General features: G+C 43.6%; 26 protein-coding genes. 19 read left to right on the top strand and 7 right to left on the bottom strand.

The window, feature by feature from the left end; genetic code table 11:
- Positions 1-348: 348 nt before the first annotated feature.
- The 4 genes from K401_RS0128150 (at position 349) to K401_RS0128135 (ending at position 3,198) form a co-directional block, all read left to right on the top strand.
- The gene (locus tag K401_RS0128150; RefSeq protein ID WP_024296072.1) at positions 349-903 is read left to right on the top strand and encodes a PadR family transcriptional regulator; all 555 of its coding nucleotides are present in this window, start codon (positions 349-351) and stop codon (positions 901-903) included.
- The gene (locus tag K401_RS31605) at positions 900-2,147 is read left to right on the top strand and encodes a flavodoxin family protein (protein ID WP_024296071.1); all 1,248 of its coding nucleotides are present in this window, start codon (positions 900-902) and stop codon (positions 2,145-2,147) included. The genes K401_RS0128150 and K401_RS31605 overlap by 4 nt, the downstream gene beginning before the upstream one ends.
- 122 nt (positions 2,148-2,269) lie before the next feature.
- On the top strand, positions 2,270-2,803 hold the full coding sequence (locus K401_RS0128140; RefSeq protein WP_024296070.1) for a nitroreductase family protein: 534 nt from the start codon (positions 2,270-2,272) through the stop codon (positions 2,801-2,803).
- A gap of 179 nt (positions 2,804-2,982) precedes the next feature.
- Positions 2,983-3,198 carry a hypothetical protein gene (locus tag K401_RS0128135; protein ID WP_024296069.1) on the top strand — a complete coding sequence of 72 codons (216 nt, stop codon included), beginning with the start codon at positions 2,983-2,985 and terminating at the stop codon, positions 3,196-3,198.
- 203 nt (positions 3,199-3,401) lie between these two features.
- On the opposite strand, the gene K401_RS0128130 is transcribed toward K401_RS0128135, so the two are convergent.
- A complete protein-coding gene (locus K401_RS0128130) occupies positions 3,402-4,115 on the bottom strand; it encodes a GNAT family N-acetyltransferase (RefSeq protein WP_084493005.1) in 714 nt (237 codons plus the stop codon).
- 197 nt (positions 4,116-4,312) lie between these two features.
- Positions 4,313-5,665: an APC family permease gene (locus K401_RS0128125; RefSeq protein WP_024296067.1), complete on the bottom strand. Its 1,353-nt coding sequence runs from the start codon at positions 5,663-5,665 to the stop codon at positions 4,313-4,315.
- A 454-nt stretch (positions 5,666-6,119) separates the two neighbouring features.
- Between K401_RS0128125 and K401_RS0128120 the strand changes: the two genes are divergently transcribed.
- The 5 genes from K401_RS0128120 to K401_RS0128095 all read left to right on the top strand — a co-directional run bounded on the left by K401_RS0128120 (position 6,120) and on the right by K401_RS0128095 (position 12,430).
- Positions 6,120-7,040: an ArsR/SmtB family transcription factor gene (locus K401_RS0128120; protein WP_024296066.1), complete on the top strand. Its 921-nt coding sequence runs from the start codon at positions 6,120-6,122 to the stop codon at positions 7,038-7,040.
- A gap of 349 nt (positions 7,041-7,389) precedes the next feature.
- Positions 7,390-8,805 carry an extracellular solute-binding protein gene (locus K401_RS0128110; protein WP_024296065.1) on the top strand — a complete coding sequence of 472 codons (1,416 nt, stop codon included), beginning with the start codon at positions 7,390-7,392 and terminating at the stop codon, positions 8,803-8,805.
- 74 nt (positions 8,806-8,879) lie between these two features.
- Entirely contained in the window at positions 8,880-9,779 is a 900-nt protein-coding gene (locus K401_RS0128105; RefSeq protein ID WP_024296064.1) for a carbohydrate ABC transporter permease, read from the top strand.
- Positions 9,769-10,599: a carbohydrate ABC transporter permease gene (locus tag K401_RS0128100; protein WP_024296063.1), complete on the top strand. Its 831-nt coding sequence runs from the start codon at positions 9,769-9,771 to the stop codon at positions 10,597-10,599. Before K401_RS0128105 ends, K401_RS0128100 begins: the two co-directional genes overlap by 11 nt.
- Positions 10,600-10,630: 31 nt before the next feature.
- Positions 10,631-12,430: a glycoside hydrolase family 2 protein gene (locus K401_RS0128095; protein WP_024296062.1), complete on the top strand. Its 1,800-nt coding sequence runs from the start codon at positions 10,631-10,633 to the stop codon at positions 12,428-12,430.
- A 115-nt stretch (positions 12,431-12,545) separates the two neighbouring features.
- Here the strand turns inward: K401_RS0128095 and K401_RS0128090 are convergent, their stop codons facing one another.
- Together K401_RS0128090 and K401_RS0128085 are read right to left on the bottom strand one after the other, a co-directional pair.
- A complete protein-coding gene (locus K401_RS0128090; RefSeq protein ID WP_024296061.1) occupies positions 12,546-12,734 on the bottom strand; it encodes a hypothetical protein in 189 nt (62 codons plus the stop codon).
- A gap of 69 nt (positions 12,735-12,803) precedes the next feature.
- A complete protein-coding gene (locus K401_RS0128085; RefSeq protein ID WP_024296060.1) occupies positions 12,804-12,989 on the bottom strand; it encodes an alpha/beta-type small acid-soluble spore protein in 186 nt (61 codons plus the stop codon).
- Positions 12,990-13,210: 221 nt separating this feature from the next.
- Between K401_RS0128085 and K401_RS0128080 the strand changes: the two genes are divergently transcribed.
- The 3 genes from K401_RS0128080 to K401_RS0128070 are packed head-to-tail and all read left to right on the top strand — an operon-like array spanning position 13,211 to position 15,382.
- Positions 13,211-14,029 (top strand): AraC family ligand binding domain-containing protein, encoded by an 819-nt coding sequence (locus K401_RS0128080; protein ID WP_024296059.1) that lies wholly within the window; start codon positions 13,211-13,213, stop codon positions 14,027-14,029.
- Between the two features lie 29 nt (positions 14,030-14,058).
- Positions 14,059-14,973, top strand: coding sequence for a DMT family transporter (locus tag K401_RS0128075; protein ID WP_024296058.1), 915 nt, complete (start codon positions 14,059-14,061; stop codon positions 14,971-14,973).
- Positions 14,966-15,382 (top strand): DUF2000 domain-containing protein, encoded by a 417-nt coding sequence (locus tag K401_RS0128070; RefSeq protein WP_024296057.1) that lies wholly within the window; start codon positions 14,966-14,968, stop codon positions 15,380-15,382. Before K401_RS0128075 ends, K401_RS0128070 begins: the two co-directional genes overlap by 8 nt.
- Positions 15,383-15,437: 55 nt before the next feature.
- On the opposite strand, the gene K401_RS0128065 is transcribed toward K401_RS0128070, so the two are convergent.
- Positions 15,438-16,025: a DUF2238 domain-containing protein gene (locus K401_RS0128065; RefSeq protein ID WP_024296056.1), complete on the bottom strand. Its 588-nt coding sequence runs from the start codon at positions 16,023-16,025 to the stop codon at positions 15,438-15,440.
- Positions 16,026-16,151: 126 nt separating this feature from the next.
- Positions 16,152-16,484, bottom strand: a complete 333-nt coding sequence (locus K401_RS0128060) for a winged helix-turn-helix domain-containing protein (RefSeq protein WP_084493003.1) — start codon at positions 16,482-16,484, stop codon at positions 16,152-16,154.
- Between the two features lie 293 nt (positions 16,485-16,777).
- Between K401_RS0128060 and K401_RS0128055 the strand changes: the two genes are divergently transcribed.
- The 7 genes from K401_RS0128055 (at position 16,778) to K401_RS0128025 (ending at position 23,421) form a co-directional block, all read left to right on the top strand.
- A complete protein-coding gene (locus K401_RS0128055; RefSeq protein ID WP_024296054.1) occupies positions 16,778-17,977 on the top strand; it encodes an ABC transporter substrate-binding protein in 1,200 nt (399 codons plus the stop codon).
- Positions 17,978-17,985: 8 nt separating this feature from the next.
- The gene (locus K401_RS0128050; protein ID WP_084493001.1) at positions 17,986-19,002 is read left to right on the top strand and encodes an ATP-binding cassette domain-containing protein; all 1,017 of its coding nucleotides are present in this window, start codon (positions 17,986-17,988) and stop codon (positions 19,000-19,002) included.
- Positions 19,003-19,016: 14 nt separating this feature from the next.
- On the top strand, positions 19,017-20,246 hold the full coding sequence (locus K401_RS0128045; RefSeq protein WP_024296052.1) for an ABC transporter substrate-binding protein: 1,230 nt from the start codon (positions 19,017-19,019) through the stop codon (positions 20,244-20,246).
- On the top strand, positions 20,237-20,929 hold the full coding sequence (locus tag K401_RS0128040) for a GTP-binding protein (RefSeq protein WP_330362360.1): 693 nt from the start codon (positions 20,237-20,239) through the stop codon (positions 20,927-20,929). The genes K401_RS0128045 and K401_RS0128040 overlap by 10 nt, the downstream gene beginning before the upstream one ends.
- A gap of 6 nt (positions 20,930-20,935) precedes the next feature.
- Entirely contained in the window at positions 20,936-21,946 is a 1,011-nt protein-coding gene (locus tag K401_RS0128035; RefSeq protein WP_027352292.1) for a FecCD family ABC transporter permease, read from the top strand.
- 5 nt (positions 21,947-21,951) lie between these two features.
- The gene (locus tag K401_RS0128030; protein WP_024296051.1) at positions 21,952-22,722 is read left to right on the top strand and encodes an ABC transporter ATP-binding protein; all 771 of its coding nucleotides are present in this window, start codon (positions 21,952-21,954) and stop codon (positions 22,720-22,722) included.
- Positions 22,723-22,866: 144 nt separating this feature from the next.
- The gene (locus tag K401_RS0128025) at positions 22,867-23,421 is read left to right on the top strand and encodes a GNAT family N-acetyltransferase (protein ID WP_024296050.1); all 555 of its coding nucleotides are present in this window, start codon (positions 22,867-22,869) and stop codon (positions 23,419-23,421) included.
- Between the two features lie 184 nt (positions 23,422-23,605).
- Here K401_RS0128025 and K401_RS0128020 read toward each other — a convergent pair whose 3' ends face one another.
- Positions 23,606-23,863, bottom strand: a complete 258-nt coding sequence (locus K401_RS0128020; RefSeq protein WP_024296049.1) for a zinc ribbon domain-containing protein — start codon at positions 23,861-23,863, stop codon at positions 23,606-23,608.
- Positions 23,864-23,893: the final 30 nt, after the last annotated feature.

Genomic DNA, 23,893 nt, shown 5'->3' with positions numbered 1-23,893 from the left:
AAGGCCTGTATGTTTTAAAAGTAAGGCTGTCTGATAGCTGCAGCAAGACATACCGGTGCAAACCAGTCATTACTTTTAGTAATATTGGTGTTGAATGTTTTATGATTGAATAATTTCATATCAATTTGCCGTGTGTTATTATTTTTCTGGACTGCTGCAAGCGGGTCATACCTTATTGCAGCAGTTTTTTTATTACAAAAGAATATGGTTGATTCTAAGGAGGACCGTTGGCAGCACGCTGAGGCAGTGATGCTGATTATTCATTCTTGACAGAATATGGAAAAGGGAGTAATGTTATATATGTCTAAACGACATATATAAACCATGATTTTATAAAGGAGCAATCTCATGATAGAGTTGATTATCTTAGGATTTTTATCCTATAATCATTCACTCACTTTATATGACATAAAAAAGGGAATGGAAAGAAGCACTGAATATTTTGCAAGTACAAGTCAAGGCGCAATCCATCCAACTTTAGTGAAACTTGAGAAGAATGAATATGTAACTTCAAAAGAAGAAGTTAAGAATAACAGGACAAAAAAATTATATAGAATTACAGAGAATGGAAGAGAACGATTTAGTATGTTAATGAGACATGATCTGGGTCCTGATAAGTATAAATCCACACAATTGCTAAAGATGTTTTTCTTCAATGAGTTAACCAAAGATGAACGGCTGGAATCCATTAACACCCATATTAAGAACTTTAGAGATATGCAGCGAGACCTGGTAAACATCAGAGATGAAGGAAAACTGCAGCTTGAGAAACTAGGGCTTTCTTTAGAAGACTGTAAGCCAGCCAAATATGAAAATGATGCTCTTGAGTTTGGTCTTGCATATTCCGGCTTTGTTATAAAGTGGTTTGAGGATTATTTCATAAGGATTGAGGAGGAGTCATGAAGATATCGATTTTTGATTTAGGGAAAAACACAAGAAAAGAATCACTGGCTCAGGAAATTAAGAATTATTATACGGAAAAGAATAAAGACGCTGAAGTGATTATCTATCATTCTATTGATACCGAAATAAAGGATTGTATAGGCTGCTGGAGCTGCTGGTGGAAGAGTCCTGGAAAATGTGCTTTAAATGATGATGCCTATAAATTGTATAAGGACTATATAAACAGTGATGAAGTGGTCATTCTTTTTCATACAGAAAATGGCTTTATTGACGGCAAGGGAAAAACATTTTTGGACCGTTTAATACAGCATTATTTACCCTACATTAAAATAAGAAACGGTGAATGCGGTCACCTGAAAAGATATCATAAATATCCAGTAATGAACTTCTATTTAGAAAAAAGCGGGTTGAGTGATGAGGAAGTAAAAGTCATAAAGAACCATCTTGCCCGGACAGCATACCATTTCCATAGTGCTTGTAAAGAACTTCTGTATGAAAACGAAAGCGTACAGACAATGAACTTAGAATGTACAAAACCTATGGCCGAGGTTCTGGCAAAGGAAGTTGTTGGAAGAAAAACCAGCGGTAAATGGGTGATTTATAATGGCTCTCCAAGAGGAAATCATTCTAACAGCAAGCGGATCATTGAAAAGATAATTACAGGGATGAAAGAACAGGGAGCAGAAAATATAGAGGTAAGGAATCTGATAAATGTAAAAGAACATAAAATATGGGCTGAGGATTTCAGTTCTGCAGAAAATAATTTATTTGTTTTTCCGCTTTATGTTCATGCCATGCCTGGCTCAGTAATGAAATTCTTTGAACAGCTAAAACCAATAAACAATAAAGAAGTACATATGGCATTTTTAGTTCAGTCCGGTTTTCCGGAGACCAGCCAGTCGTACTATTTGAGACCTTATCTTGAACTTATTACAAAAAGGCTGGGGGTATCCTTTGATGGAACCATTATAAAAGGCGGCGTGGAAGGCATTCAAATGAAACCGGAAAAAGCCAACAAAAAGTTCTATGATCAAATGGAGGCAATAGGACGAACCTATGCAGACAAAGGAATTATGGATTTAAGCTTGAAAAAGGAATATGAGAAGTCCGAATACCTGTCAAAGGGTATACAATTATTATTCTCCCTGTTTTCTTTAACCGGATTAACAAACTATTATTGGGACTTCAATCTTAAGAAAAATGGTGCTTATGAAAAAAGGTTTGCAAGACCATATGTGGAATGAAAGCAAGACAAATCCACAAAGCTTTAACTGCAACCGGTGCAAAAATGCCAGTTAAAAGCTGGTGTGAATCATGTTACAGTAAAAAGAAACCTGGAAAATATTAAATATAAGGAGCAATTACAATGAATGATTTTATGGATTTATGCCTTCGCAGGCAAAGCTGCAGAAATTTTAAAGATCAACCGGTAGAACATGAAAAGCTGGTCAAATGTGTTGAGGCGGCACACCTGGCACCATCTGGCTGCAATGGTCAGCCCTGGAGTTTTGTGGTAGTTGAAAATCCGGAACTCATAGAACCGGTTGCAGAATGTGCACAGCCTCTGGGAACAAATGGGTTTGCTGCCAAAGCACGGGCATTTTTTGTTGTGGTCGAAGAGTACGCCAATTTAATGCCTCATGTTAAGCGCCTTGTAGACAGTCAGTATTTTGCTCCCGGGGATATTGGGGCGGCAATTGCCTATCTTTGCCTGGAAGCTGAATCACAGGGAATCGGTACTTGCATATTGGGAATGTATGACAGAGAAAAGGTTGCTTCGCTGCTGAATATTCCCAAGGAAAAGCATATATGCGGATTAATTGCGGCCGGATATCCGGCAGACCAGACGGTACGGAAGAAATCCCGTAAACCGCTGGATGAAATTGTCCGGTTTATATAAACATATCCCTGCACTAATACAACTAGATACGGCAGATCCCCAATACATTTTAACGGAAATGGGAGTTGGATACAGATTGTTAGAAGAAACAATAACAGATATCTGATGATCATTTCATGATCTTTTCTGCATAGTTTCCGTGGAAATACAAAAACTATCGACAGATAGGAGGTATCATTATGGCAAAAGCAGGTATGAGAAGACCCAGTCCTTATGATTCAAATAATCATGGAACGGAGAATCATGAGAAAATGCACCGTCCAAAAAATGAGCAGGCCCAAGTGCCGGAAATCCAGGGAGCAGCAAAAAATGGGAATGATAAAGCTGGCCCGATCAATGCTCCAAACTGGGCCAGGGACGATTACAAAACGGGAAATAAGCATGACGGTGTTTAACCTCATCAAATAGCAAAGCGGAGAGTCCGCCCGATGGTGCTGGAAGCGCTGTGACCTTTGGTCATTGCGAATATCCGATTGAGGAAAGAGGGTTGCAGCTTCTTAGCAAATGGCTATGAAGCTGCAACCCTCTTATTATAAAGTGTTCAGACCGCTATTTAGGTGGGTTTACATCGTACCATGAAAGGAACTGAGTAAAATGCTCATAATCTTGGAGTCCGCATTTTAACCAGCTGAAGAAACCTTTCCTGTGAAGGTAAAGAATTTTGAAGCTCTTTGTATGGAAACCCTTTGTCAAATTCTTTTGCTGCTTCTTCATCAATTTCAAATATTGGGTCTTCAAAGAAGCGGCCGGAACAATTGGACAATGAACCTTCAATTAATTCAAGAGCCAGTAATGGAGCAGCATACATATGATCCGGTGTGCCGATTTTGTAAGTTTCTGCCCCAACAAAACCAAATTTACTGTAGTAGGAAGGATCACCGTAAATCAAAATTGCCTTGCAGCCCAATTCCTTTGCAAGCTGTTTGGTGTGTTCGATGAGCAATCTACCTATCCCTTGCCCTTGAAATTCGGGTAAAACCGAAATGGGACCAAAGCTGATAACCGGATAATTGTCCCCATTATCACACAGTATGGTTGCCTTTGTGTACATGATGTTTCCCACAATCTTTTCATTTTCAGCAGCAACAATGTCCAGTTCTTTTATAAATGACTGTGATTCCCGCATAATGTGCACCAAATAATGCTCATTGCAGCCGGGGACATGATGATTCCAAAACGCTTCACGGGTTAATTCTTCAACAATCCTGTAATCCGATGCGTTTTCCTGACGTAATCTAATATTTTCCCTATGCAAGATTTTCTCCCTCCAAACTCTTATATCATATAGCTTATCGGAACTTGCAGATTCCATTGCAAACCGTTGATAAGCTGTGATTTATGATTATCATACCATAGATCACAGCTTATTTCCACAGTCCTTATGAAGGCTGAGCAAGCGGATGAAGGGGAGTTTCATCTTCGATTATGTACTGGTTTTATTTCCTTCCATCTGCTGTATGCGGTTCATGTGCTGCCTCTTCCGGCTTAAAAATGACCGGTCTTAGTCCGTTACCGGAGAGGCAGACCTTTCCGCAAAAGCACAGCGCCAGAGGTCATAATAACAAAAAATACAATTAAATAAGCGACTGCAGCCATTCCGTGGGCAAACCAGGCCGCTGTGACCATAAAGATACAACCTGCGAGAGATACGCAGGGCATAAATATCCGGTTAAAAAAGTTAAGCTCTTTCCCCTTTACCATGAACATAATAAAAATAGGGATATATAGAGCATATATTGTAATAATAGGCAATTCCGAAGAATCAAAACTGAAAAATCCAAACCAATTGGAGGTTAAGTTAGCCCCATAAAAATAAAATAACCAGATGGCACAAAGAAACAACCCCATAATTGCGGAATTCACAGGCATATTGGTCGCCGGGTCTATTTGGCTGAAAACCTGGGGTTTAGGGCCAAGGCCTCTTGCGGCAATGGAATAGATTCCCCGGGTGCAGCCAAGCATCAGCCCGTTTAAGGTCCCCAGGCATGAAATGATGACGAATACAAATAAAAGGGAACCGCCTGCTGAGGTGAAAACCGTCTGGAATGCCAGCTTGGCGCCGGATTCCCCACCGGCCATCATCACCTCATTTTTAATTGTTCCGGCCAGACCGATGTAATACAGAATATAAACGGACATGGTTATAAAAGTACCCACAATCAAAGCCAATGGAAGATTTTTTTTTGCATTTCTTAATTCCGCGTTAATACAGGTTGCAATGATCCAGCCCTCATAAGCAAAACTGGCTGCTACAATAGCGGTGAATAGTCCATTGGAAGAGCTTTGGGACACGTAATGGGTGAAATTATACAAGGTCATGCCGCTTCGGAGTCCTGCAAAGGTCCCAACCACTGCCATTAAAAAGAGGGGGATCAGTTTAATGACCGTAGTGCTTACCTGAAACTTTCCGGCCAAAACAGGAGACAGGGCATTTATTGTAAAGCTTGTAACAAGGTAAAGGCAGGCAATGGTCATACATTCTCCGCCTGTAATGGAAAAACCGAAAATCACACAGGTGTACCGGGCGGAAACCCATGCAAGAACTGAGGTAATTGTGGGATAATAAATCACTGCCATAAACCAGCCGACATAATAGGCATATGTTTTTCCCATTGCGGCTTCTGCATAATCCACCACACCGTTGATATACTGATATTTGGTAGCCATGACAGAAAATGTGTACGCACAGGAAATCATGATGATACCGCCGATCACCCATGCCAGGATGCCCTCTTTTAAATTGCCTCCTGTTGCTGTGAGGATCTTTTCCGCCTTAAAAAATACGCCGCTGCCGATGACGATGCCTACAACCATTGCAATGGCTGTAAAAAGACCATATTTCTTTTCTAATTTCGGTTCCATAGTTTACCAGTCCTATTCTTCCATAGGATTCCTTTTTTGATTATTCTTTCAACATAAAAAATAATTGCCATAAAATCAGATTTGATAACATCGAGGCAATTATTTCTTGATGACGAAACTTTTTTTATTTTATCATAAAGTTAGACATAATTCAGCAAGATTTTTTCTTTTTGGAAAAAAAATTGGTAAATATAAATATTTTCCAATTCATGCAACAAATGGGCAATGGGCAGATTTCATGGCTCGGATTTCCGGTGTAAAAGACTGTTAACCGGGATTGACAGCTTTGCAGAAGATAAGGTATGATAAATTATCAAACAATGACAGCATAACTTCGCAGTAGGAGAAAACATAATCAAAGAAGAGTCTGCAGCCATGGATCCGGTTTCCGCGACGGCGGACCAACAAAGTGTGTAAACGCCGGGGATCAAAAGGGTGAAAGGAGAAAGGCATTATGGCAAAAATCAAGGAATTTACGCTGGAAAATATGGAGGAAATCTGCGAGTTCGGTAAGGCGGTCTCATCACCTGTCCGGCTGGAAATCATCAAGCTTCTGTATCAGAACAATTATTCCATAAGTCAGATCGCGGAAGCCCTTAATCTCCCTCAGTCCAGCGCTGCCTTTCATTTAAAGCTTCTTGAGGCGGCAGACTTGATCCGCATGGAAGAACAGCCGGGGAGCCATGGGACCATGAAGGTATGCAGCAGGAAGCAGGACTATGCCAATCTCTGCTTTCTCCCCAGAAACAGCCAGATCAATGAGGTCCTAAGCCTTGAAATGCCGGTGGGTGCATTTGTTGATTGCAGTATTTTCCCTACCTGCGGCTTGTACGCGCCTTTTGGGGTAGTCGGAATGGAGGATAAGGAATACAGCTTTTATCTGCCGGAGCGGATGGAGGCCGGTCTCTTATGGACTTCCAAAGGCCATGTGGAATACAGGTTCCCCAATCAGCTTCCTGCAGGAAAACAGCCAGTGCGCCTGTCTTTTTGTATGGAGATATGCTCGGAGGCGCCTGGGTATGCGGAGGACTGGAAGTCCGATATCACCATATGGGTAAACGGAGTAGAATGTGCTACCTGGCACTGCCCGGGAGATTTCGGGTCCAGAAGAGGGCGGCTTACGCCAGCTTTGTGGCCAAACGGTTCTACTCAGTACGGTCTTTTGGTAAAGTGGGAGATCCGGGAAGATGGAAGCTATATTAACGGGGAGCGGGCTTCCAAAGTCAGGATCAGTGATATCGGGCTTTCGCAAAACGCCTTTATTAGTATGACCGTTGGCAATAAGAAAAATGCAAAGTATGAGGGTGGATTTAATCTTTTTGGAAAGGCCTTCGGTGATTATGCTCAGGACATTATTATGGAAATCGAATATTGATGATATATGACGAAAGTGAAAACAGCTGTCTGGAGAATATTTATATTTTCCGGGCGGCTGTTTTTTCTCTGTCTTCCGTGTGGAGAGGAGAGGGCTTGTATTATAACAGGAATCTTATTTTTTTAAATGGAAGAGATAAATAATAAAACAGTAGTACTGTTGTAAATGTAAAAAATAAACAAATAAATATATAAAATATAGAATAATATATTGACTTACACAATGAAAAGGTGTATTGTTGATGTATTAAATCAGTAATACTGTTGCTAATTCGACTTTTTACGAGCCGGAAGGACAACAGGCTGTTTTATGGTTTATGTGGTAAAACAAACAAATCAAGGAGGTAATTATGAGAAGGGGTAAAAAATGGATGGCTGCATTAGGTGCAGCGGCACTGGTTATGGCAGCACTGTCAGGCTGCGGAAGCAGCACAGCAACACAGACGACAGCAGGATCCCAGGCAGCGCAGGAAACTCAGGAGAGCAAGGAGACTTCCGGGGGTGAAACTACGGCAGCGGCAACGGAAGAAACAAAGAATGTCAATGACGACGGAACGGTCAACAATCCGGAGCAGGTGGCGGTAGATTCCAATAAGCTGGTTATGTGGTCCCTGTTCAGCGGTGGTGACGGTGGTTTCATGAACAAGATGATCGAAGAGTATAACGGCACCAGCCCTACCAAGCAGGTACAGTCCATTATGCTGGTATGGGCAGATTATTATACAAAGCTTCAGACAGCCGTTGCCGCAGGAAAAGGGCCGGATATCGGTATTTCCCATGCCTCCTCCCTGCCTCAGCTGGTGGAAGACGGTGTGGTACAGCCCATTACTTCTTACCTTGATGAACTGGGAATCGATTTGAGCCAGCATTATTCCAAGGCCTCCATTGATGCCGTGACCTTTGATGGAGAAGTCTATGCGATACCTTTAGATACTCATGCAGAGATCATGTACTTTAACAAAGGCATATTAGAGCAGGCCGGCGTGACCTTAAATGCGGAGGGTGCAGTTGACATTAAGAACGTGGATGAGTTCTATGCCGTTTGCGATAAGATCAAGGCTGTGATCCCGGAAGACGGATCAACCATTGCAATCACCAATAACGGAGACGATCCTTACCGCTTATGGTGGGCAACCTATTTCCAGATGGGAGGAACCCCTATTGTCAGCGAAGACGGCAAGGAGGTAACCCTTGATAAGGAAAAGGCAGTTAAGGCGGCAGAATTTGTAAAGGGTCTGTATGATAAGGGCTATATTAAGGAAGGAATTGATGATCACCAGAAGTTCTTCCAGAGCGGAAAAGCAGGAATCTGCATCGGCGGAACCTGGGCAGTAGGCGCTTTTGAGCAGACGGATAATTTAAGCTTTGTTCCAATGGCTTTCCCCAAGCTTTTTGATACGGATAACTGCTGGGCTGATTCTCATACCTTTATTCTTCCTACAAAGAAAGCAAGGAATGAGGCTGACAGCAAGGCAGCAGTGGAATTTATGGCGGCTGCATCCATGAAGGGCGGAGTGACCTGGGCAAGCTCAGGCCAGATTCCCGCATGCAAGGAAGTTCTTGCAAGTGATGACTATAAGGCGCTTCCATACAGAAGCAGCTATATGTCAGAGGTAGAGAAGGCAGTCCTTCCGGCAAAGGTATCTACTTTTAACGGGATGAAGAAAGGGATGATCGACAGCCTGGATACCATCTGGACAGGAAAGGGAGATGCTGCCTCCGGTATTGATGCGCTCTATGATGAGCTTGAATCAAACCTTCCGTAATTTTATGAAACAGAGGGGGGGATCCTTCTCCCCTCTTAATATAGAAGCATTGCATGGTTGGGGAGGACAGTGATTTGAGCAGAAGCAGAAAAATAAGAGATATGGCTACAGGCCTGGGATTATGCCTTCCCTTTTTGGCCTTATATACGGTTTTTACCATATGGCCGGTTATCCAGGGGCTGTATGTGAGCCTGCATAAGTGGTCCTTAATGGGTAAGGTAAAATTTATAGGACTGGATAATTATATTAAGTTTTTTTCAGATCAGAAATTTATTGACGCATTGGGACATACGGTCTTTTTTGTCATCCTGTCCGTACCGTTTTTGGTGATCATGGCCTTGATACTGGCGCTGTTTGCCAACAGGCCGGTGAAGATCAGGCGGGGATTAAGAATCGCGTTTTATCTTCCCAGCATTATATCCGTTTCTGTTGCGTCATTTATTGCAAAATACATGTTTGCACCCTATATGGGCTTTGTAAACGGAATTCTCCATCTGACCGGGCTTTTAAGCCCGGGATCAGAAATCCAGTGGTTGATTGACACAAATCACGCATGGGCGGTAATTACCATGATGACCGTATGGTGGACCGTAGGATTTTCCATGCTTTTATATTTATCGGCTCTGCAGGACATCTCTCCGGAGATTTATGAGGCTGCGGAAATCGACGGAGCGGCAAAATGGCAGCAGCTTTTTTCCATTGTCCTGCCGCTGTTAAAGCCCACCACCTATTTGATCGTCATGCTGCAGATCATTGCCAGCTTTAAGGTGTTCGGCCAGATTTACTTAATTACCGTAGGAGGGCCGGCAGGAAGTACAAAGCCTCTGATCCAGTATATTTATGAGACAGGGTTTACCAAGAACAATATGGGCTATGCTGCTGCCATGTCCTATGTGCTGTTTGCCATTCTGGTGGTGTGCACCCTTATTCAGAAAGCGATTCAGAGGAAGGGGGAGAAGGAAGATGAAGCATAAGAAAGTAACGCCAGGGAGCGTTGTTTTAACCCTTCTGTCCGCAGCGCTTGCCGTCATTTTTCTGGCACCTGTGTTCTGGGCTTTTTTCGTATCCCTGCAGTATGAAGGCAAGCAGATCAAAAGCGTGTCCAGCTGGTTTTCTCCTCCTTATACCTTTGGAAATTATCTGGACTTAATCATCGGTTCCGATGTTGCCAAGTGGCTGTTCAACTCTGTGATCGTTGCAGTACTGGTAACGGTTTTAACTGTCATTTTTTCCGCCATGGCAGCCTATTCTCTGGCAAAAATCAAATTTACGGGAAGAAATAAGCTGTATTTCTATTTTTTATTGGGACTCATGGTCCCAGGGGAAGCGACCGTTGTTCCGCTGTTTATAACGGCCAATGGGCTGCACCTGATTGATTCTTACGCAGGGCTGCTTCTGCCGTCTGTGGCAGTGTCCATGAATCTGATCATCATGGTGACGTTTTTTAAGGGGATTCCCGATTCCCTCATTGAAGCTGCAAGGATCGACGGCGCCGGAGAGCTTATCATTTTTGCCAGGATCATCATGCCTTTATCAAAGGCAGTGGTTTCCACTATCAGCATTTTCGCATTTATCGGAAGCTGGAATAATTATCTGTGGCCTCTGCTTTGCGCCATGGACAGCAGTAAATTTACATTGCCTGTGGGCATCCCCATTTTTGCCGGGACTTACACTGTGGATTATGTGAAGCCTATGACGGCCAATATGATCGCATCCATACCTGCCATTATCATTTATCTAATATTTGAAAAACAGATTGTGCAGGGAATCACCATGTCCGGCGTTAAGGGCTGACTTAAGGAAAAAAGGAGAGGAGAATCATTACATGCTATGCTATCAAAAGGACTATCCAAGACCCCAGTTTGTCCGTAAGGACTGGACCAATTTAAACGGAAATTGGGACTTCGGTTTTGATGATGACAATAAAGGCGAAGCCGAGGGCTGGTATGAGGGCTTCCAGACGGAAAGAGAAATATGCGTGCCCTTTACCTATGAAACGAAGAAAAGCAATATCCATGACCAGGAGGTTCACCATTTTGTGTGGTATAGCCGCAGGTTTCAGGCGCAGAAGGAGAAATTATCCGGAAATAAGCTGTTTCTGCATTTTGAGGGAAGTGATTTCCTCACAAAGGTGTGGATCAACGGGAAGTTTGCCGGCATGCATGAGGGAGGATATTCCCGTTTTTCCTTTGATATCACAAACCTTGTAAAAGATGGGGAAAACCTTGTGACAGTAAAGGCGGAGGATCATATGGATCCCCAGCAGCCAAGGGGAAAGCAGCGTTGGGTTTCTGAGAATTTTGGCTGCTGGTATGTTCAGACAACAGGGATATGGAAGACCGTATGGATGGAGTATGTGCCGGACATCTGCTTAAGTTCGGTGAAGATGACTCCTAATTTACCAGAGGGCAGGCTTGAGCTGGAATATACCGTGGACTGTCCGGCTGCCCTTGACGGGAGAAGGCTGGAGGTGGAGGCGGTCGTAAGCTTTGAGGGCAGGTTTATCACCAGAACCATTACCGGTATAGGGAAAAATCCCACTAAGGTTTCCATTGACTTAGAGGCGGCTGAAGCGGAGAATCCGTGGGGGATACGCACATGGACCCCGGCAGCTCCCCAGCTTTATGATATCAGCTTCTGCACCCGGTACGACGGAGAGGTGTGTGATGAGGCAGGATCTTACTTTGGCATGCGTGAGATCCGCATCGATGGTCCCAACATTCTTCTCAATGGAGCACCGCTGTATCAAAGGTTGATCCTTGATCAGGGATATTGGGAGGAAACTCATTTGACACCTCCTGATGAGGACGCGTTGATCGAAGATATTGATAAAATCCATGCTTTGGGATATAACGGTTTGAGGAAGCATCAGAAGACAGAGGATGAACGGTTCCTTTACTGGTGCGATGTAAAGGGAATGCTGGTCTGGAGCGAGGCTCCGGCAGCCTATATTTATTCCGACCGGGCAGTGGAGCTTTTTACAGGGGAATGGCTGGATATTGTGAAGCAGAATTATAATCATCCTTCCATTATTACATGGACGCCCATAAATGAATCCTGGGGGGTTCCGCAGATTGAGACGAGCAGGAAGCAGCAGCATTTTACGGAAGGAATTTATCATCTGACGAAAAGCGTTGACCAATACCGTCCGGTGATTGTAAATGACGGATGGGAGCATACGGTTTCAGATATCATCACCCTTCACGATTACGAAGAGAAGGGGGAAGTGCTTAGAAAACGTTATACAGAATACAAGGATGAGATTATGACGGCAGAGGTTTACCACTCTACCTCTAAATCGGCTTTTGCCAATGGCTTTTCTTACAGGGGCCAGCCGGTGATGATCAGTGAATTCGGAGGCATCGCATTTGACAGTGACAAGGAAGGCTGGGGCTACGGAAATAAGGTCAATACAAAGGAGGACTTTTTAAAGAGGTTTGAGAGCATTACCACAGCCATTAAGGAGATACCCTATGTATGCGGCTATTGCTATACCCAGGTCACGGATGTGCAGCAGGAGGTCAATGGACTGATGGATATCAGGAGAAACTTTAAGGTGGATCCGGAGAAGATAAAAGAAATTAATGAAAAGAGAGTTGCTTTTTGGAGGAATGAACTCCGGTAGTACACGTCTTTTGCCAGAACTGGATCAATCATAATTTTTATTGTGGATAATTGTTAAAAAAACAGTCACTCCCGCAAAAGGATATTTGCCTTTTTGCAGGAGTGGCTGATCTTTTTTATTTTGGTGCGATGATTGTGTGAACATAAGTCAGCATTTCTTCTTTCGACTGTATGGTTTGAGTATGATCGATGATCTGCTGCTGTGCTTGAGCAGGCAAGGAAAAAAAGTAATCCATTGCCTTATATTCTTCAAGTGCCAGGCCTAAGCCTACCGGCAATTCTGCACCGCTGGTATATTTTTCCATCGTTAGCCCTCTTTTTTATTAAGATTTTTATACGGCCTTTTATTTGATTGCAGATGCTGGAAATAATCGTCAGGATTTGTCCATCATCTGTTTTTCCTGCTCTTCAATCATTTTTTTTACCATGTAACCATATTGATAAGACGTCATTTTGCCATAATCATTGCTTGTGATAGGGAAGCCGGTTTCTTCGGCAATTTCATATTTAAACCTGTCAAGTGCCTCCCTTGCTTCGGGAATTACATTGCTTTTTGGCATAGATTCACCTCAATTCGTTTTATAAGATATTATTATGTTTTTTAGGAAAAATATTCAGAAGCTTAAATTTGTGGAAGTATTCTTCAAAACGGGACAAACAGCTGGCAAACAGGTAACGTTTAGGTAAACGGATACGAAGTGAAAAGGGCAATATCATACAAGAATCCTGTTGTGGTTTGTGGTACACTGAATATCAGAGAGTCAGGAAAGGAGGACAAGTTATGAAGAAAGAGATAAGAACGGTAAAATATGATACTGAATTGAATGTGGAAGCTTATCATTTTCAAGGCATTATGCAGAAATTCCCCAATCATTTTCACGAGTATTATGTGATCGGTTTTATTGAAAAAGGCTGCCGGTATTTATCTTGTAAGAACAAGGAGTATACCATAGAGCCGGGAGATTTGGTGCTGTTTAATCCGCGTGATAATCATACCTGCGAGCAAATTGATGGTAAAACCCTGGATTACCGCTGTATCAATATTCAGCCGGATAAAATGAGCAAGGCCGTCTTTGAAATAACAGGAAACGAATATCTGCCTTATTTTACCCCTCAGGTAGTTTTCCATAGTGAATTGGCGGCAGTACTCAGTGAATTGCATCAAATGATTATGGAGGAAGAAAAGGACTTTAGGAAAGAGGAAATTTTCTTTTTCCTTTTGGAACAGTTGATTGAAGAATATACGGATCAGGCACTGCCCGCAGGAAAAACGGAGCAAAGTGCACAGGCAAGGGAAATTTGCCGGTTCTTAGAAACCCACTACATGGAAAACATTTCCCTGGAAGACCTTTGCAGACTGACCGGATTGAGCAAATACTATCTGCTTCGTTCCTTTACCAAACAAAAGGGGATTTCACCTTACAGCTATTTAGAAACCATACGGATTGACAAAGCAAAGAAACTGCTGGAACAGGGCATTTTGCCCATTGATGCAGCGTTACAGACCGGGTTTACGGACCAAAGCCATTTTTCAAACTTTTTCAAAAAATTTATCGGGCTGACGCCAAAACAGTATATGAACATTTTTAAGGATATCTAAAGCTGATTTTTTACATAGAAAGGGATTTCATGGACGGAAAAAAAGAAATTCAAGGACACTTACTTGCATTTGTGACAATTTTTATTTGGGGAACGACTTTCATATCAACCAAAATACTCTTAAAAGCGATTTCACCCATTGAAATATTGTTTATAAGATTTGCCATAGGCTTTGCCCTTTTGCTGCTGATCTGTCCTCACAGGCTCAGGATCAGGGAGAGAAAGCAGGAACTGTATTTTGCAGGGGCTGGTTTATGCGGAGTAACGCTGTATTTTCTGCTTGAGAATATTGCATTGACCTATACCTTTGCCTCCAATGTAGGGGTCATTGTATCCATTGCGCCGTTTTTCACCGCCATTCTTGCTCATTATTTTTTGGATGGAGAGAAATTGAGACTGGGGTTTTTTATGGGGTTTGTCCTTGCTGCTGCCGGAATTTTTATTATCAGCTTTAACGGAAGCAGCCGCTTGGAGCTGAATCCTATGGGAGATATACTAGCTCTTTCAGCAGCCGTGGTATGGGCGGCCTATTCTGTTTTGACAAAGAAAATCAGCGGGTTCCATTACAATACCATTCAGACAACAAGGCGAATTTTCTTTTATGGGCTGCTGTTTATGCTGCCAGCATTGCTGATATTTGGATTTCACCCAAGCATAGATCAACTGATACAGCCGGTTAATCTGTTTAATATCCTGTTTTTAGGCTTTGGAGCATCTGCCCTTTGCTTTGTAACGTGGAATTCTGCTGTGAAACAATTGGGTGCAGTGAAAACCAGTGTTTACATTTACGCGGTTCCCGTAATAACCGTTGTCACTTCCATTCTTGTGCTTCAGGAAAGAATCACAGGAATTGCTGTGCTTGGGATTGTGCTTACACTGGCGGGATTATTGGTTTCCCAGGGCAGGAGACTTTTAAAGACAAGAGGAGTGTTGAAGTATGAGTGATATGAAATGTGTTATAATTATAGATTCAGAATTACCTATTGGCATTATGGCCAACACCTCAGCTATTTTGGGCGTGACGTTGGGAAAACTTATCCCAGAACAAGTCGGTGCAGATGTAAAAGACGCTTCCGGTCAAACTCACTTAGGCATCGTTTCAATTCCTGTTACAATGCTGGGTGGGGATAAAGCCCTTCTGAAGGACTTGCGAAGTCGTCTGTACGGTTCGGAATTTGACGACCTGGTGGTTGCCGATTTTTCTGATGTAGCGCAGGGCTGTAACATATACAGCGAATATGCTGCAAAAGCGGCTGTCACAACGGAACAGGATCATAAGTATTTTGGGATTGCTATTTATGGGAGCAAGAAAAAAGTAAACAAACTGACAGGATCCATGGCGCTTTTAAGATAAAATGCATAACCTTCCTTCGCGGCAATGGATTTCGGGAAGGAAGGCTTGGAAAGAGCTATATAATAAACCACCAGACAAGAATTGTAAGCCCTGCGCCGACAATGCAGCAGATCATATCATTCATGGTATCCACAAGACCGGCAGGCTGGATTGCTTTTTCAGATACATGGTTAATGGAAGCATGGACCTTTTGCCATCGCTGTGCATTTCCATGAAATATACAATCGGTTATATATTCAAGTACCTCCCAAAACACATGAAGTGTTATGGAAAAGGTAAAACCAAAGAGCAGGATTACCAATTTTATAATATCAGAACCTATACCGGCAATTGCAATTCCAAAACCCACAAACCCAACGCCGGACAGGAAGTGTATTGACCGATCCCACCATTTATATTTATCATAAAACTGGAAGGAGCTGCCCAGGTATAATGCCATAAATATGATGATCAGATAAACAAGGATGCTGAAGGCATCAACCTGTATTTGAAATACAGCATGTAATAATTCAGGTAAGAATGACAACGCAAATACCAGGATAACGGATTTCATTAACTTATATTCCCGTTTGTAAATATGATAAATTGCCAACGCAAATAAAACACACCGAAATATAATCTCGCAGAGACTTAAAAGCTTCATATCATCACCTCACGAGTTGAGTATGCACAATGGCTGAAAAAATATGCGTTTATTGAAAATACAGGCCATTTTGTTTATTATCCTGTTCTTACCTTGCTGTTGTCTGAAGATCTAAAATCGGTAGCATTAAAAACGAAATTCCTTCTCAATCAGTTTTTCCGCATATTCTTCTACGTCCTTCTCGATCTTCCTGTAAGTCTCAAGAACTTCTTTGCCTTTCTCAGTTAAACGGGTTCCTCCCCGCTCGTTTCCGCCCTTTTCAGAAATAACAACAGGAAATCCCAATTCTTCTTCCAGGGTCCGGATCATCCGGATGGCCTTTGGATAGGAAATCCCCGTGTATTCCGTTGCTTTTTTTATGGACTTATTCAGTTCAATGGCATCCAGCATTTCTTTTACGCCTTTGCCGATAAAAATTCTTTCTTTGCCGATCCTTATTCTTGTAACTACGCGCATCATTTGCCTCCTAATGAATAAAACGAATATGCTTGCTTATCGCCTTAGATTACTATACAAAGATTTTTAATTTGTGGCAAGGGGAATGTGAAGCAGAAAAAATCTACAAATCAAAATTTTTGTTAGCTTGATTTTTTAAATCCGATATATTAATATATTTATATCGAAAAAAAGAGAAATTCCTCCTGGTTTTTAATTGGTTTGAGCAAAATAATCAATATTTGTTAAAACTTTATCATAAAAAAATTTGTGATTTATAAAAAATCAGGAGAAAAAAAAGAAAGGAATTATTTATCATGCGGAGAATACCAAAGAAGAAACGCATCTATTTGTCCGGATTGCTCTTATGCATCACACTTGCATTGAGCGCCTGCAAAGGAGCTGGAACCAATGCCGGTTCATCAGCACAGGAGACACAGACAGTAACGGAGGGCAGTTCTGCCGGGGCCGGCGAGACGGCAAAAGCAGAGAAGGAATCATCCCTTGCGGCACAAAACGATTCAGCAGTCCAGGAGGTCACGGACCACTCAGGACGTAAGCTGGAACTGCCTGGGGCCATCAGCCGCGTATATTCCACCAGCCCTATAGGCACCATGCTCATGTATACCTTTGATGACAAAATGGTGGCAGGTGTAAATGTGAACATATCTGACGGGGAAAAGGCTTATTTGACGGAATACTATGCATCCCTTCCTAATTTAGGAGGCTGGTACGGCAAAGGAAACCAGGGAAACATCGAAGAAATTATTAAAGCAGCTCCTGATGTGGTTCTTTCCAGCGGAACGGATCAGGGAAGCATTGACCAGGCAGAACAGCTGCAGAAGCAGCTGGGCATACCGGTGATATTGGTGAAAAGTGATTTGACGGATCTGCCGGAAACCTACCGCTTTTTAGGCAAGCTTTTTAACAGGGAAGATCGGGGAGAAGAACTGGCTTCCTATACTCAGAAGGCATTGGATGATGCAAAAGAAATCACAGCTCAAATTCCTGAGGATAAAAAGATACGTGTTTATTATGCAGAAGAGCAGGATGGCCTTCATACCGACCCTTCAGGTTCCTCTCATTCCCAGTTAATTGATTTGTGCGGCGGAATCAATGTAGCGGATTGCGAAATTACCCCTGGATACGGGCGCACTGCTGTTTCCATTGAGCAGGTTATGAAATGGAATCCGGAGCTGATCATCTGCAGCGTTGACAATGGATTTGCGGATTCCAGCAGCTATAACACCATCATGAACGACGGAAAATGGTCGACCATTCCGGCAGTTAAAAACGGTCTTGTGTTTGAGACACCGATGCAGCCTCAGAACTGGTTTGACAGGCCGCCTTCTGTCAATACGATCATCGGAATCAAGTGGGTTCATTCCATTTTGTACCCGGAGTATGTGGACTTTGATATTAAGGAAGAAACAAAAGAATTTTACAAGCTTTTTTATCACGTGGAACTGAGCGGCCAGGATGTGGAAAATATCACAAAGAACGCTCTTCGGAAGTGAATCAAATCATGATAACAAAGGAATTATTAACAAATAACATTGCTATGGTTTTAGAAACCTATCCCTATGCCGGCGACTTTTTTGCAGCCTCCGGCATAGATGGTTTTTCTGAACAGTCTCATTCCAGCGTCCAGCAGTATATTGACTCGGTTCCCGAACATTTGCTGGAGGATATCGGCGCGTCCCCCTCTCAGTTGGCAGATCATTTTATCCTGTTTTTAAACCGGATGGAATCTTTAAAGCAGAAAAAGAAATCCGTGGAAAAGATCACCATTATAGGAGGACAGAACAAATTCGGAGAAAGTGAAAACCTGTCCTTTACCATTGAAAAGGGTGAAATTATTACGGTTATGGGTCCTACGGGATCAGGAAAAAGCTGCTTACTGGCAGATATTGAGTGCCTTGCCCAGGGCGATACACAGACAAAACGGAGGATCCTGATAGATGACCGAATCCCCAGTGAAAGGGAGCGCTTTCAAATCGAAAACAAGCTCATTGCTCAGCTTTCCCAGAACATGAACTTTGTCATGGATCTTCCTGTCATGGATTTTTTGCGCCTTCACGGGGAGAGCCGGATGATCGAGTCCCTTGACAGCGTGACCGGGAAAATCTTTGATGCAGCCAATGACCTGGCAGGAGAACGGTTTTCTAAGGAAACACCTTTAACAGAGTTAAGCGGAGGCCAGTCCCGCGCACTGATGATCGCAGACACTGCCTTTTTAAGCACTTCCCCCATTGTGCTGATCGATGAAATCGAAAATGCGGGAGTGGACCGGAAAAAGGCGCTGCTCCTGCTCGCCCAGGAGCGAAAAATCGTGCTCATGTCCACCCACGACCCGATCCTTGCTCTAATGGGAGATAAGCGCATTATTATTGAAAATGGCGGCATGAAAGCCGTTCTGGAAACAAGTGAAATGGAAAAGAAGAATTTAAAGGAACTGGAAGATATGGACAGAAGAACAACAAAGCTGTTACAGATGCTCCGCAGGGGAGAGCGGGTGGAGATGTCGGTTTCAATGCTTTAGTCAGGAGGTTTTTTGTGATAACAGGAACAATGAAGCTAAAGGAAATCTTAAAACAGTATCCGGAAAGTTTTGAAGTGTTCCGGTCAAATGGCTTTGAATATGAAGAACCGGAGGATTTTTTAGAAGAGGTTGGGCCGGATACCATGTTAAAGACCTTGTTATATGTAAGAGGGGTCAATCAGGAACTTTTTTTATACCATCTGGATCATGCCGTTTTAAAGGCAGAAGCAGAGCGCCAGTATCTGCTGGAAGATTTTTCGCCGGGAGAGAAGCTGGATTTTTATGGAAATACCATATGCCCCCTAAAATTCACCTTCCGTGATGCATTGGAAGATCTGGAGCGGAAACACAAAGAGCACTATGGGATTTCAAGAAAGTGCTACTTGGAATTTGGGAAAATGACAAACGATACCTGCGAAGAATCCTGGGCAGACCCTGATCCAAAGCGTTTTCCCGGACTGCTGTTTTCAAAAGAATTTAATGAATACCTTGGCTTGGATTTTCAAAAGAAAATGGCCGGTATATTTGCAGGAGGCTACATCCAAAACATGAATCCTGCATTAAAGGCGGCAGGCCTGTGGGACCCGGAGGATATTTATACGGTTTACGGCGTAATGGCCGAAATGTTTATGATCGATAAAAAACGGCTGGGCAGCCTTCCGGTTCCCAGGACTCTGGAAGACTTACTTGACCCGGTTTATGAGAACAACATCATTATCTTTGGAAAAGACCGGGAAACCATATCCAATGCCATGTTTTTATACTTATATAAGCTGTATGGCGAGGAAGGGATCCGGAAATTTGCCGGGAACGTGAAACACGCCCTCCATGGAAGTGTGATGTCAAAGACAGCGGGAAGCAGCAGGCAGGAAGGAGGAGCCATTTATCTGGTTTCCTGGTTTTTCGCCCAGACCTGCGTGCGGGATGAGGTGGAGATTATATGGCCTGATGACGGAGCAATTACCTTGCCCATGTATATGCTTGTGAGAAAGGATGAGGCTGAGAATGTAAAGGATATTACGGATTATATCACCGGAAAGGACTTCGCCCAGGCTTGTGTGAAGGCCTATACGCCGCCTATGAACGGAGAGGTGGATGCAAAGCTGCCGCCTGGTGCCGCTTTTCAGTGGCTGGGCTGGGATTTTATCCGTGAACATGATATTCCTGCTTTGGCGGAACACTGCCTGGATGTCTTTTTTCAGGAGTGGCACAGGCTTCATCCCGGGGGTGTATTATGCCCATGAAATTGATTACGGTTTCCGGGCCGCCTTCTGCGGGAAAAACCTCAGTTCTGATCCGGATCATCCAACAGCTGGGAAAAGAAAAGGTGGGAGTGGCAAAGTTTGACTGCTTATCCAGCTCGGATTCAGACCGGTTCGGGGAGCACCAGATCTCTTCTGTTGTGGGGCTTTCGGGTAATTTATGTCCAGACCATTTTTTTGTCAGCAACATTGAAGAGTGTGCGGCCTGGGGCTTTAAAAATGATTTTGAATACCTTGTGATCGAAAGCGCCGGGCTGTGCAACCGCTGTTCTCCTCATTTGCGTGAATTTTTGGCGGTATGTGTCATTGATAATTTATCAGGCATTAATACCCCTCATAAAATCGGGCCCATGCTGCGTTATGCAGACCTGATTATTATTACAAAAGGGGATATTGTATCCCAGGCGGAAAGAGAGGTCTTTGCCTTCAAGGTAAAGATGGCAAATCCTAAAGCTGACATATTATTCCTTAACGGAATTACAGGACAAGGCTCTTTTGATGCCGCGGAATATTTCCGCAGGGGAAAAAACCTTCTTTCGGCGGATATGCAGGATTGCCGCCTCCGGTTTACCATGCCTGCGGCCCTTTGTTCCTATTGCCTGGGAGAGACCCGTATAGGTGAAAACTTTCAAAAAGGAAATATTAAAAAAATGAAGATAGGATGATCGGAAGTGGATCAAACAAAAAATAAAATACCGCCGGCGCAGGTGCTTTGGCTGCTTGCAGTTCTTCTGCTGGTTTCCATATTAGTGTCTTTGCTGGCAGGACGCTTCCCTATATCGCTGGCAGACGTTATGAAGGTGCTGTCAGGTTATTCGGACAATGAGCAGATCTCCCATATCATTTATCAGGTCCGGCTGCCGCGGATATTTGCTGCCATCCAGGTAGGGGGAGCACTGGCGGTCAGCGGCGCGGCGTATCAGGGGATGTTTAAGAATCCCCTTGTGTCACCTGACTTACTGGGAGCGTCTTCGGGCGCTTCTTTTGGTGCTGTGCTGGGCATTGTTTTGTCGGTTGGCATTGTTGGCACCAAGATGATGGCATTTGCATTTGGCCTTCTGGCTGTTATGATGGCCTGGTTTATTGCCGCGCGGATCGGAAAAGGCAATAACATGGTGTTTTTATTGGTCCTTGGGGGAATTTTAGTCAGCGGCCTGTTTCAGTCGTTGATCACCTTGATGAAATACACTGCGGATACGGAAAACAAGCTGCCGGAAATCACCTTTTGGCTGATGGGGAGCTTAAATAAAGCCACTTACCAGGATGCCCTGGGCATGATGGCGCCCTTTTCCATATGCATTGCGGTTTTGGTGTTCTGCAGCAATAAGATCAATATTCTTGCCCTGGGTGAGGAGGAGGCAAAGTCTTTGGGAGTGAATACACGGCTGCTTCAAGTGATCATCACTGTTTCAGCTACCGTTTTAACGGCGTATTCCATATCAGTGACCGGGACAATCGGCTGGATCGGGCTGATCGTTCCTCATCTTGCAAGAATGATGATGGGGCCCAATTTCAAATATGTGATTCCAGGCTCCCTGCTTTTAGGGGCGGTTTACCTTTTGCTGATGGATGACTTGTGCCGCAGCTTAATGACCATTGAAATTCCCCTTGGAATCACAACGTCCCTGGTTGGAATCCCTTTCCTCATATTTCTGATGAGCAGAAGAGAAAGCGGTTGGTGAAGCAAATGAAAATGGAAATGAAAGATCTCAGCTGCGGCTATCATGGCCATGAGGTGATTGAACATATCAATATGACCATCAAGGCAAAGGAAATGTGGTGTGTTCTGGGCTCAAACGGCGTGGGGAAAACCACGTTTTTTAAGACAGTCCTTCGATTGCTGGGGCCCATAAACGGCAGCATCTCATTAAATGACATTCCTCTCGAAAGCTGGAACCGGAAGGAGCTGGCAAAGCAGATCGCCTATGTTCCACAAAACCATGTCCCGCCCTTTGCTTTTACGGTTAAGGAGGTCATTGCCATGGGAAGGAATCCTCATCAGCAGGGCTTGGGCAAGCTTAACGGAGAAGACCGGAGGGCAGTGGAAGAAGCCATGGAACTGCTGGGGATCGAATATCTTTGCAACAAGGATTATACCCGGATCAGCGGAGGAGAGAGGCAGCTTACCCTGATCGCGCGGGCCATTGCCCAGCAAACGCCCATATTGGTTTTGGATGAACCTGTTTCTAATCTGGATTTCGGCAACCAGGCCAGGATCATTTCCCACATCTGCGGTCTTGTTGAAAAGCTTGACAGGACAGTGATCATGACAACCCATTTTCCGGATCACGGGTTTTTGGCGGATGCCAATGTGCTGCTGCTTTACAAAAATAAAAAGCACTGCGTGGGGAAGGGGAAGGATATTATTACGGAACAGGCTGTAAAAGAATTGTACGGTATTGAGAACAGGATCCTGTATCTGGATTCCTGCAAAAAGACGGTCTGCGTCTCACTGTGAGAAAAGGGCGGAGTGACGGCAGGGCTGTTAAGTGGCTGGCTGCGTGTCTGCAATGCAGATGTTAAAAGCTGGTATTGACCCTCAACCGTTTTTTTAGTATTATGGTACAAATAGCTGGAAAAAAGCGGGAAAAAGGAGAATGCCATGAAACATCTGGGAACGGAATATCTGGAAACACAACGGTTGGTACTGCGGCGGTTTACCCTGGAAGATGCTGAAGCAATGTTTCAAAATTGGGCTTCCGATACCGATGTAACAAAATATCTCACATGGCCGGCCCATAAGGATGCCGGCATCAGCAGAATGGTATTGAACGAATGGGTAAACGCTTATTCCAGGGCGGACAAATATCAGTGGGCGATTGCTTTAAAAGAATCACCGGCTGAACCCATTGGTTCCATAAGTGTGGTATACTTAGATGACAGCGTTGCCTCAGCCCAGATCGGATATTGCATTGGCCGCAGGTGGTGGCACAAAGGAATTACTTCTGAGGCGCTTAAACGGGTAATGGATTATTTGTTTGATGAAGTAGGGATGAACCGCATAGAAGCAATACATGACCCTTTAAATGCCAACTCCGGAGCTGTCATGGCTAAATGCGGTATGAGATATGAGGGAACAATGCGCCAGGCCGGACGTAATAATCAGGGGATCTGTGACCACTGTTATTATGCCATGTTGGCCTCTGACAGAAGATGACCTGTTGTAATTCAATGAAATGCCGGGCAATGTTTTAAATTAAGGGGCTGCCGCAAAACGGAGGATCCGGGCCGGATATTGCATATAACACATCAGTGCAGCAATATCTGGCTTTGGTCTTCTTTTTACGGCAGCCCCTTGTCATCATATCAGCAGGTTAGGTTTGATTTTATCCGTATTGTGATTATTTCCAGCGCTTAAGAGTCGGCAATAAAGCTGTCATTTCATTTCTTGCTTCTTCCTTGCCTATGGATTTACCTAAAACAGGTACGATCGTATCGATCATTTCTTCCATAGTCATGTCCGGGTCAATAAATTTTCCGCTTTTATAACAGTTTGTGCAGTAAATGCTTCTGCTTCCGTCAGGTTCTGTTGCAATAAAGTGAGCGTGTTCTCTGTTAAAAGGTAGACCGCAGCTTTGACACATAGATACTTCTGCCATTTCCATCATTCCTTTCTATGGTGACTCAGT

Source organism: Lacrimispora indolis DSM 755, assembly GCF_000526995.1.
In the GTDB taxonomy this organism is placed as follows: domain Bacteria; phylum Bacillota; class Clostridia; order Lachnospirales; family Lachnospiraceae; genus Lacrimispora; species Lacrimispora indolis.
Note: the sequence above shows the minus strand (reverse complement) of the source record. Positions and strands in the feature narration are given on the sequence as shown.